This is a genomic window from Halarchaeum sp. P4 (assembly GCF_051195175.1).
Classification (GTDB): domain Archaea; phylum Halobacteriota; class Halobacteria; order Halobacteriales; family Halobacteriaceae; genus Halarchaeum.
The window spans coordinates 150,933-160,439 of the sequence record NZ_JBNTKC010000004.1 but is presented as its reverse complement, the minus strand read 5'-3'; the positions used below and the strand labels follow the sequence as shown (position 1 = coordinate 160,439).

The following is a 9,507-nucleotide window of genomic DNA, read 5'->3' as shown; positions in this document are numbered from 1 at the left end:
ACGCGGGCCCACCCGTTCGTCGTGCTGTGGAAACGGCGCCATCACCCGGGGTGAGTGGTGGAACGGGTTTTGTTATAGAGTGCCTTTCCGCGCTACCGTGGCGCCGTCGCGCTCGTATTCGCCGTCGCGTTCGGCGTTCGCACCCAGAGCGTCAGCGTCCGGTAGTCGTCGGCGAGCGCGGCGTCCCCGCTCGCCCGGTCCCGGTAGACGGAGACGACGTGGCGGACGCGCTCGCCGGCGAGCGCGCACGTCGAGAGGTTCTCGATGGTCGCCGTCCCGCCCGCCCGGAGGTGCGCGTCGTGGCGTGCGAGGACACGCGACGCGTGGACGGTGCCGTTCGCGCCGACGCGCTGGCAGCGCTCGACGACGCCGTAGTCGAGCGTCTCCCCTTCGTGGTTCTGGAGGCGGAGGACGAGCGGGTCGGTCCCCCCGGCGTCCCCCTCGATTGGGTAATCGCCCGCCGAGAGGTCGCCCGACGCGTCCGCGGTGAGGAGCGCCGCTTCCGTGAACTGGGTCCCGTCGTGTGGGGCGACGACACCGACGAGGAGCGCCGACACGGCGAGTCCGGCGGCGGCGACGACGGCCACTCGGAACGCCGTATCGGCGCGCGAGCCGGCGCCGAGACGGTCACGAGCGTTCGCGAGACGGCCTGTGTCCGCGGACGGGTCGGGACGGCGAGACGCGCCGGCGGCGAGGAGGCCGAGCGTGAGCGAGACGACGGCGGCGAGTATCGGCACCCGGTCGAGCGCGAGCCCGAGCGTGGAAACGCCGAGCACGCAGAGCGGCACGAGGACGAGGCTGAACGCGAGCGACAGCGCCACCCGGCGTGCCGGCGTGAGCGCGGCGGCGTCGGCGTCCCGTCTCGACGCCGGGTAGAGGAGCGTCGTGAGCGCGTACCCGGGGAGGACACAGAGGAGTGGGAGAGCGAGCGCGAGCCTGAGCGCCCCGTCCGGCGCGAGGACGCCGGCGGATGCGAGTGTGAGCGAGACGGCGGCGACTGTCGGAGCGCGAGCGCGACTCACGGCGCGCTCCCCTGGGTCGGTGCGTCGCACATGTCCCTCATTCGGCGGGTCGCGGATTTCGTTATGGACGCGATAACGGCCATGCGAGCGGCGGCGCCGGCCACTCACCGTGTCGAACGTTCGCAGTGTGTGCGAGCATATTTCATTCAATGCGAGTGAGAGAAAGCTTCTATCGGCGTCGGCTCGGGGACTGATATGGCCGGGGGGAACTGCCGTTGCCGGCACCGTCGTCGCGTGAGCGAGGGGGGCCCGCCTGCTCACGTCAACACTCCACTGCAATGATGAGCGAAGACCACCCGACCCACGACGAACCATCGAGGGCGTCCGTGCTCGATGCGCACGCACCGCCGTCCGACGAGGCGCCGTCCACGCTTTCGAAGGACGAGATGTTCGAGCTGCTGAAGAACCAGCGCCGCCGCGACGCGCTGCGCTACCTGCGCGAGGACGGCGAGTCCACGCTGAGCGACCTCGCCGAGCGCATCGCCGCGAAGGAGAACGACATCGAGGTCGTCGAACTCTCCTCCGCGCAGCGAAAGCGCGTCTACATCGGCCTCTACCAGTGTCACCTGCCGAAGCTCGACGACGCCGGCGTCGTTGACTTCGAGAAACACCGCGGCGACGTCGAACGCCTCGACGCCGCCGCGCAACTCGACTCCTACCTCGACCCGCCGGCCGGCGACGCGGAGTCGGCGGCCACGGACCAGGACGACGAGGCAGTCCTGGACGGCCGTACGGCCGTTCACGCCGACCGCGGGAGCGAGAGCGCCAGCGACGACGCGGTGTCGCCGGCGTCACTCCCGGGATCGTTCGAGCCGCGGCACGACGACGGCCTCGACGCCCGCCGACTCGCGGGTGCCGTGCTCGCCGTCGGCCTCGTGAGCCTCTCGGACGCGCCCGGGCTCCGCCGAGTGCCGACACCCGTGTTGGCGCTCGTCGCCACCGCCGTCGCCGCCGTCGCCGGTGATACGCCCCGCTAGTCGGTTCGGCACGCCCTCCTCGATGCGTTTCCGCAGCACCGGTTCGGATTTCGCCGCCCGAACGGCCATGTATTCACCATCTGGCAGATATATTTTTAATCCAGACGCTCGATATCGAGCTGTATGTCTTCCGAACCTAGCCAACAAGGGGGTGGCGACTCGGCCGCGGAGGACGCCAACACGGTCGCGGTACTGGACGCGCTCGGCGACGAGACGTGTCGCGAAATCCTCCGCTCGGCCGACGGTGAGACGCCGACTGTCGGGGAACTCGCGGCGACCTGCGACGTCTCCGAGTCCACCGTCTACCGGCGCCTCTCCGAACTCCGCGACCTCGGACTCATCGAGCCCGCGAACTGGCCGGTCGCCACCGACGGCACCGAATATCGCACGACCTTCGACACCGTCTCCGTCGCCCTCGAGGACGGCGAGTTCGCCCTCTCGCTGAACGACGCCGACGGCGTCGGCTCGACCCTCCAGTCGATCGAATCCCGCGTCGACGTCGAGTACGCGACGTTCGAACGCGAAACCCAGCGCGTCGAGCTCGAGCTCACCGTCGATGAGGAGTTCTTCGAGTTCCTCACCGCCAGCGACGGTTTCTAGGTTTCTAGTTCGCCGCCCTCGATGTCCGCGTCGGCCGTCCCGTCGAGCGTGCTCCGGAGCGCTGCGACCCCACGGCGCGCCCGCACCGCCGCCGCGAACACCGGCGGCCCGCCGAGGCCGAGCGCGAACGCCGCCGCGTTCGCCACCCGCGGGTCGTGGCGGAGCGCCTCGCCGCCCGCGCGCAGCGCTGTCCCCCACTCGCCCGCCGAGAGCGCGCTGTACGTCCGGTTGCGCGCCCAGTTCCCGCGGAAGCGCCGCGCAACCTCGGGGTGGTCGCGCATCGCGTCACCGTGTTTCTCCCACAGCAGCCGGTTCACCGTCACCTGCTCGGGTTCCGCGGAGACGTTGTCGCCGTGGCGCGTCCGCTCCACGAGCGGGTCGGCGACGTAGTCGAACTCGTACTCGCGGGCGAGCCGGACGCACATCTCCCAGTCGACGCCGCGCGGGAACGACGTGTCGAAGCCCTCCACGGCCTCGAACGCCTCGCGCCGAATCATGTGGCCGGAGTGCGGGTGGAGGGTGAACGCCGCGAGTATCTCCGGGTAGATGTCGCCGCGCTGCGTGGGCGTGTAGCGCCGCGTCACCCGCCCGTTCGCGGTGATGACGCCGCCCGTGTAGACGACGCCGACATCGTCGGGGCGCTCGCGCATTCGGGCGAGTTGGCGTTCGACCTTCTCCGGGTGCCACCGGTCGTCGTCGCCGAGGATGCAATAGAACTCGCCGGACGCGAGGTCGGCGGCGCGGTTGAAACTGTAGGCGATGCCGCGATTCCGGTCGTTCGAGCGGACGGTGACGCGCTCGTCGTCCGCGTAGGGTGCGAGCGCCTCGCGCGTCCCGTCCGTCGACCCGTCGTCGACGACCACGGCCTCGACGTCGTCGTGGGTCTGCGCGAGTACCGTCTCGACGGCTCCCGTGACGAACGACGCGCGATTGTACGTCGGAATGAGTGCGCTCACCAGCGCCATTCTTGGAGGCGACGGCGCCGACGTCGATAGTAAACGGCGGGCTAACCCGTGCGCCCACGCCGAAGGCGGCGCATACTAAACCCTCGCGTGGGCGAAGCGACGCGCGATGACGACTCCCGCCGACGCGCCGGTGTCCGACGCCGAAGTCCTGTTCGTGCTCGGCACCCGCCCCGAGATAATCAAGACGGCGCCGGTGGTGCGCGCCGTCGCGGCGACACCTGGTCTGACGCCCGCCGTCCTCCACACCGGCCAGCACTACGACGCGGAGCTGAGCGGCGAGTTCTTCCGCACGCTCGACCTCCCGGAACCGGACGTGCGCCTCGATGTCGGGAGCGCGAGCCACGCCGTCCAGACCGGCGACGCCCTCGTCGGCATCGAGGACGCCATCGCACGCCGCGACCCCGCCGCCGTCCTCGCGCAGGGCGACACGAACGCCGTCCTCTCGGCGGCCGTCGCGACCAGCAAGTGCGACGCCGTCTTCGGGCACGTCGAGGCCGGCCTACGCAGCGGCGAGCGCTCGATGCCGGAGGAAATCAATCGCGTCCTCGCGGACCGCGTCGCCGACTACGCGTTCGCCCCAACTCCCGATGCCGCTGCGAACCTCGCAGCCGAAGGCATCGACGAGCGCGTCCACGTCGTCGGGAACACCGTCGTGGACGCCTGCCGCGACCACCGCCCCATCGCCGCGCGCGAATCCACCGTCCTCGACGACTACGACCTGACCGCCGGCGAGTACGCCGTCGCCACCGCCCACCGCCCCCGGAACACCGACGACCCGGAGCGCCTCCGCACGCTCCTCGACGCCCTCGACTCGCGCGACTACCCCGTCCTGTTCCCGCTCCACCCACGCACCGAGAACGCCGTCGCCGCCCTCGACGTCGAACTCTCGGGGTCGCTCGTCCCCTGCGACCCGCTCGACTACCTCGACTTCCTCGACGCGCTCGCGAACGCGCGGGCCGTCGCGACGGACTCCGGCGGCGTCCAGGAGGAGGCGTCCGTCCTCTCGACGCCCTGTCTCACCGTCCGCCCGAGCACGGAGCGCCCGGAGACGGTCGAGGCGGGCGTGAACCGCCTCGTCGAACCGGACGAGGTGGCCACACAGCTCGACGCCATCGTCGCCGACGACGCGCGCCACGACGCGATGTGCGGCGCGCGCGACCTCTACGGTGACGGCGACGCCGGCGAGCGCATCGCGGCCGTCGTCGCGTCGGCGCTATGAGCCAGCACGTCTGCATGGTCCTCCCGGACTCCTTCCCGCCGGACGTCCGCGTGGAGAAGGAGGTCCGAGCGCTCGCCGCCGACGGGCACGACGTCACAGTGCTCTGCCGGGGCGACGGGAGCGCGCCGACACGCGAGACGGTCGCCATCGACGGGGTGGCCGTCGATGTGGAGCGCGTGCGTCGCGAGACACCCGTCAAGCGCGCCGCGAACGTCGCGAGCGCCGCTATCGATGTCGCCGTCGGCGTGCATCCGCGCTGGCTGGCCGCCGTCGAGCACGTCGTCTCGCGCACCGACGCCGACGCGCTGCACGTCCACGACCTGCCGCTCGTCCGCACCGCGACGTTCGCCGCGCGCCGCCACGAGATTCCCGTCGTCGCGGACCTCCACGAGAACTACCCGGAGGCCGTCCGGCAGTGGCGCCGCGAGGCGCCCGCGGTCATGGACGCGCCGCTCGTCGCGCTGAAGCGCGCGCTCGTCCCGATTTCGCGCTGGAAGCGCCGGGAACGCCGCGCGCTCGCCGGCGTCGACCACGTCCTCACCGTCGTCGAGGAGGCCCGCGAGCACTACGTCGCGGACTGCGGCCTCGACGCGGCCGACGTGTCCGTCGTGAGCAACACCGTCGCGCGCGACGACTTCGACCCCGAGCGCGCCGCCGCCCGCGACTCGGTCACGTCGGACGACGCGTTCACCGCGACGTACGTCGGTGGCTTCGGCCCGCACCGCGGACTCGAGACGGCGATACGGGCGCTCACGCACAGCGACGATGTCGAGTTACTCCTCGTCGGCGACGGCCCGCTCGCCGAGGCGTTGCGCGCGCTCGCCGCCGACTGCGGCGTCACGGAGCGCGTGACCTTCACGGGCTGGGTCGAACGGGACGCCGTCCCCGGCTATCTCGCGGCGAGCGACGCCTGCCTCGTCCCGCACGCCGCGACGCCGCACACGGAGACGACGATACCGCACAAGCTCTTCCAGTACATGGCGATGGAGGTCCCGGTCGTCGTCTCCGACCTCGCGCCGCTGCGCCGGGTCGTCATGGACGCCGATGCTGGGGCGGTGACGCCGCCGGGCGACGACGCGGCGCTCGCGGACACGCTCGCGACGCTTGCCCACAATCCCGAGCGTGCCGCCCGCCACGGCGCGAACGCGCGCGCCGCCGTGGAGGAGGAGTACCGCTGGGCGCGCGACGCCGCCGTCCTGCGCGATGTCTACTCGGTCTAGTCGCTCGTCGCCGAGCGGGCGTCGATGTCGACGCGCCCGTCGTGCGTCACGGTCACGCGGTAGCCCGCGTACTCGAAGGACGCACGGCCGGTGTTCGCCCGGAAGAGCGCGTCGAGCGCTTCGGGGTCGACGACCTCGTAGAGCGGCTGGCTCAGTTCCTCGACCGGTACGCCTTCACGTTCGGCGACGGCCCGCACGACAGCCCGACCGATGGCTCCGTCGTCGTTCACAACAGTAGATACACCCTCCGGGCGTATTCCTGTACTACCTCACTATTTAGCACCGAACCGACTCGCCGCTCGAAACGCGGCCTCACATACTGGGGTCGCTCGTGCCGTCGCCGAGCGTGCGGACGGTGAAGCCGGCGTCGCGCCACCGCTCGGCGTCCACGACGTTGCGCGTGTCGAGCAGGCGGGGCGTGGCCATCCGCTCGGCGAGCGCGTCCGGGTCGAGCGACTCGTAGGCGTCGTGGTCGGTGACGACCGCGAGACAGTCGCTCCCCGCGGCGGCGTCGGCCAGTGGCTCGGGGTCGACGGCGAACGACTCGACGTGCGGGTCGTGGACGCGGACGTCGTAGCCGGCGTTCTGTGCGCGCCGGAGCAGCGGGAGCGCGGGCGTCCGCCGGGTGTCCGCGACGCCGCCCTTGTAGGCGACGCCGAGCACGGTGAGCGTCGCCGGCGGCTCCCCGAGTAGGGTTGTCGCCGAGCGGACGGCGTGGCCGACCATCGACTCGTTCACGTCGCGCGCGAGCGAGATGAGGCGGTCGCTCCCGACGCGCTGGGCGAGGAACTGCGGGTCGACGGTGATACAGTGGCCCCCAACGCCCGGGCCCGGCCGGAGGACGTCGACGCGCGGGTGTTCGTTCGCGAGGTCGCGCGCCTTGTGGACGTCCACGCCGAGCTCCTCGGCCATCCGCGCGAACTCGTTCGCGAGCGCGATGTTCACGTCGCGATGCGTGTTCTCCATCAGCTTCACGAACTCCGCAGACGCGACGCCGGTCGCGTGAACCTCGCCCTCGACGAAACTGTAGAGCGCGAGCGTCCGGTCGAGCGAGTTGTCGTCGAGCACGCCGACGACACGGTGGTTCTCCACCATCTCGACGAGCGTCCGGCCCGGAATCGCACGCTCCGGGCAGTGCGCGTAGGAGAACTCGCCGGCGTCGAGGCCGCTCGACTCCAGGATGGGAATGACGAGGCCCTCGCCCGTCCCGGGTGGGACCGTCGACTCCAGCACCACGAGGTCGTCCGCGCGCAGGACGTCCGCGACGGACTCGGCGGCCGACCGGACGGCGCGCAGGTCCGGGACGTCCGTCGCCTCCTCCAGCGGCGTCGGCGTGACGATGACGTGCGCGTCCGCGGGTTCGGGCTCGGTGGTGACGCGGAAACTCCCCTGCACGTCCGCGTAGAGGTCGTCGACGCCGGGTTCGTCGATGGGCAGGTCGCCCGCGCGGACGTTCGCGACGCGCTCCGGGTCGACATCGACGCCGACGACGTCGTGGTCCTGCGCGAGCAGGAGCGCCGTCGGGAGGCCGATGTGCCCGAGGCCGTAGACGGCGACGGTCATCGCTCCCCCCCGTCCGGGCGCACGCTCGCCGGCTGTCGCGTCTCACTGCTGTTCGTCTTCCCCTCGCTCGTGCGCGCTCGCTCGCCCGTCCGTCCACGGTGGCCGGCGAGTGCGCCCCGCTCGCGGCGCTCGCCCAGCGGCTCGAACGGCCCGTCGAGAAGGTTCGTGAGCGCCATCAGGTAGGAGCCGACCTCGTAGGCGCCCTTGTAGGTCTGATCCGCGACGTCGATGCGGCCATCGACCGTACACTGGCGCATCGGGACGCCGAGGCCGCTGAACTCCACGAGGTCTGCGTCGAGTTCGTTGGCCCCGTATATCCACTCCATCGCCCGGCGGACCTCCTCGTCGTAGTCGTTCTCGCCGCCCGCGGCGTAGTAGGTGGCGACGGCGTTCACGAAGAACGTCTGGTGGCAGGCGTAGAGGAAGTCCCAGTGTGGCGGCCGGAAGCCCGCGCGCTTGGCGGCCTCGCGCTTCAGTTCGCGAGTGCGCGAGACGTCTTCCCAGACGAACGCGCCGTTCTCCCGCATCCGGTGTTCGACCGTGTAGTCGAGCACCTGCTCGGCGCTGGAGAGGTAGCCCGGCCGGTCGGTGGCCTCGATGGCGCGACAGAGTCCCCAGAGGGCGTACATCTGGTTCTGGTGGCGCCGCGTCGTCCCGCCGTCGAAGGCGAACAGCCCTTCCGCGGAGATGCGGTCGTTTATCGCCCAGAGCGCGTCGTCGAGCGCGCCCTCGAGTTCGTCGTAGTGGTCGTCGTCAGCCGTCACGTCGGCGAGTGTCGCCCAGCCGTAGGCGAGCAGGGCGTCCTCGGCTTCCGTGAACGCCTCGGGGTCCGGCGAGTCCTCGTAGAGCGTGTACGCGACGTCCTCGTACGCCTCGTCGTAGACGTCGGCGGCGAGCGCGAACGACTCGGTGAGTGGGCCGACGCCATAACTCGGCATCTCGCGCTCGATGGTGCCGTCCTCGACGAGGCCGCGGAAGTGCTCGAGTTCCGCGCGGAGTTTCGCGTCGTAGGCGTCGCTCGCCTCTCCGGACGCCCGCCACTGCATCGCGCCCATCAGCGCGAACGGCGCGTAGCGCCACTCGTTGTGGTGCTCGCGCGACCACGAGAACGACGGTTCGTCTCGACTCTCCACGTCGTACTCGAGCGCGCGGATGATTTTCCCCTCGTCCGTACTCCAGAAACCGTTCTCCGACACGGGCCGGAAGAGGCAGTCGAGCGCGTCGTCGAGATACTCGGCGTACCCCATCGGCTGCGCGCCGAGGACGAGGTAGGCGGCGTCGTCCCAGCGGTCGTACTCGGTGAGGTAGTCGGTGAGCGTCCACGCCGCGGAGACGAACGGCTCCTGCAGTCGGTCGGGGACGCAGTTCAGCCCGTAATGCGTGTAGAAGGGATACTGGAAGACGAGGTCGTAGTCCACGAGCGCCCAGTCGGGTGAGAGGAGGCCGCGCGCCTCCGACGGCTCGAAGTAGCGGAACTCGTTGCCGTTCCGGACCGAGTAGGGCGATCGCGGCGTCGGCACCGAGAAGACGAACTTGCCGTCGCTCGCCGTGACGCGCCGGAGTTCGGCGGTCATCGCCTCGATGTCGAGGAACTTCCAGTCGTAGGGCCCGATAGAGACGACGGCGTCGAAGGCGTCGTCCTCGAAGGGGAGCGCGGGCTCGCCGGGCTCCACCCACTCGTAGCGCTCGACGGTGTCGCCGAGGATGTCGCGGGCGTGGTCGATGGACGCCGCCGAGAAGTCGAGGCGCGTCACGGAGTCGGCCTCAAGGCCCTTCGTCACGTTCGCCTCCGAGGCGACATCGAGCACCGCGTCGCGCTCGCCGAGTTGCTCCCACGCGTGAATCCGCTCGGCGTCGCGGAGATACTGGACGTTCGGCTCGGCGGGTGGCTGTTGCACCCAGCGTTCGAGGACGTTGTTCCGCACAGTTGCCCGAACTGTC

At 70.9% G+C, this 9,507-nt stretch carries 9 protein-coding genes; 4 read left to right on the top strand and 5 right to left on the bottom strand.

The window, feature by feature from the left end; translation table 11 throughout:
• Nucleotides 1–92: 92 nt before the first annotated feature.
• A complete protein-coding gene (locus ACQUS8_RS13810; RefSeq protein ID WP_435102090.1) occupies nucleotides 93–1,022 on the bottom strand; it encodes a DUF1616 domain-containing protein in 930 nt (309 codons plus the stop codon).
• Nucleotides 1,023–1,300: 278 nt separating this feature from the next.
• On the opposite strand from ACQUS8_RS13810, the gene ACQUS8_RS13805 reads away from it, so the two are divergent.
• Nucleotides 1,301–1,999, top strand: coding sequence for a DUF7344 domain-containing protein (locus ACQUS8_RS13805; RefSeq protein WP_435102088.1), 699 nt, complete (start codon nucleotides 1,301–1,303; stop codon nucleotides 1,997–1,999).
• A 123-nt stretch (nucleotides 2,000–2,122) separates the two neighbouring features.
• A complete protein-coding gene (locus ACQUS8_RS13800; RefSeq protein WP_435102086.1) occupies nucleotides 2,123–2,599 on the top strand; it encodes an ArsR/SmtB family transcription factor in 477 nt (158 codons plus the stop codon).
• On the opposite strand, the gene ACQUS8_RS13795 is transcribed toward ACQUS8_RS13800, so the two are convergent.
• Nucleotides 2,596–3,564: a glycosyltransferase family 2 protein gene (locus tag ACQUS8_RS13795; protein WP_435102084.1), complete on the bottom strand. Its 969-nt coding sequence runs from the start codon at nucleotides 3,562–3,564 to the stop codon at nucleotides 2,596–2,598. The genes ACQUS8_RS13800 and ACQUS8_RS13795 overlap by 4 nt on opposite strands.
• A gap of 106 nt (nucleotides 3,565–3,670) precedes the next feature.
• Between ACQUS8_RS13795 and wecB the strand changes: the two genes are divergently transcribed.
• Together wecB and ACQUS8_RS13785 are read left to right on the top strand one after the other, a co-directional pair.
• A complete protein-coding gene (gene wecB / locus ACQUS8_RS13790) occupies nucleotides 3,671–4,783 on the top strand; it encodes a non-hydrolyzing UDP-N-acetylglucosamine 2-epimerase (protein WP_435102082.1) in 1,113 nt (370 codons plus the stop codon).
• The gene (locus ACQUS8_RS13785) at nucleotides 4,780–6,003 is read left to right on the top strand and encodes a glycosyltransferase family 4 protein (protein ID WP_435102080.1); all 1,224 of its coding nucleotides are present in this window, start codon (nucleotides 4,780–4,782) and stop codon (nucleotides 6,001–6,003) included. Before wecB ends, ACQUS8_RS13785 begins: the two co-directional genes overlap by 4 nt.
• Here the strand turns inward: ACQUS8_RS13785 and ACQUS8_RS13780 are convergent.
• The 3 genes from ACQUS8_RS13780 to ACQUS8_RS13770 form a co-directional block, all read right to left on the bottom strand.
• Nucleotides 6,000–6,233: a HalOD1 output domain-containing protein gene (locus ACQUS8_RS13780; protein WP_435102078.1), complete on the bottom strand. Its 234-nt coding sequence runs from the start codon at nucleotides 6,231–6,233 to the stop codon at nucleotides 6,000–6,002. The genes ACQUS8_RS13785 and ACQUS8_RS13780 overlap by 4 nt on opposite strands.
• An 82-nt stretch (nucleotides 6,234–6,315) precedes the next feature.
• A complete protein-coding gene (locus ACQUS8_RS13775) occupies nucleotides 6,316–7,566 on the bottom strand; it encodes a nucleotide sugar dehydrogenase (protein WP_435102076.1) in 1,251 nt (416 codons plus the stop codon).
• Nucleotides 7,563–9,491 (bottom strand): class I SAM-dependent methyltransferase, encoded by a 1,929-nt coding sequence (locus ACQUS8_RS13770; RefSeq protein ID WP_435102074.1) that lies wholly within the window; start codon nucleotides 9,489–9,491, stop codon nucleotides 7,563–7,565. The genes ACQUS8_RS13775 and ACQUS8_RS13770 overlap by 4 nt, the downstream gene beginning before the upstream one ends.
• Between the last annotated feature and the right edge of the window lie 16 nt (nucleotides 9,492–9,507).

Bases quoted from the DNA above. Each gene is read 5' to 3' on its own strand.
- ACQUS8_RS13785 (WP_435102080.1), top strand. From the start codon at position 4,780: ATGAGCCAGCACGTCTGCATGGTCCTCCCGGACTCCTTCCCGCCGGAC.
- ACQUS8_RS13800 (WP_435102086.1), top strand. From the start codon at position 2,123: ATGTCTTCCGAACCTAGCCAACAAGGGGGTGGCGACTCGGCCGCGGAG.
- ACQUS8_RS13805 (WP_435102088.1), top strand. From the start codon at position 1,301: ATGATGAGCGAAGACCACCCGACCCACGACGAACCATCGAGGGCGTCC.
- ACQUS8_RS13775 (WP_435102076.1), bottom strand. From the start codon at position 7,566: ATGACCGTCGCCGTCTACGGCCTCGGGCACATCGGCCTCCCGACGGCG.
- ACQUS8_RS13795 (WP_435102084.1), bottom strand. From the start codon at position 3,564: ATGGCGCTGGTGAGCGCACTCATTCCGACGTACAATCGCGCGTCGTTC.
- wecB (WP_435102082.1), top strand. From the start codon at position 3,671: ATGACGACTCCCGCCGACGCGCCGGTGTCCGACGCCGAAGTCCTGTTC.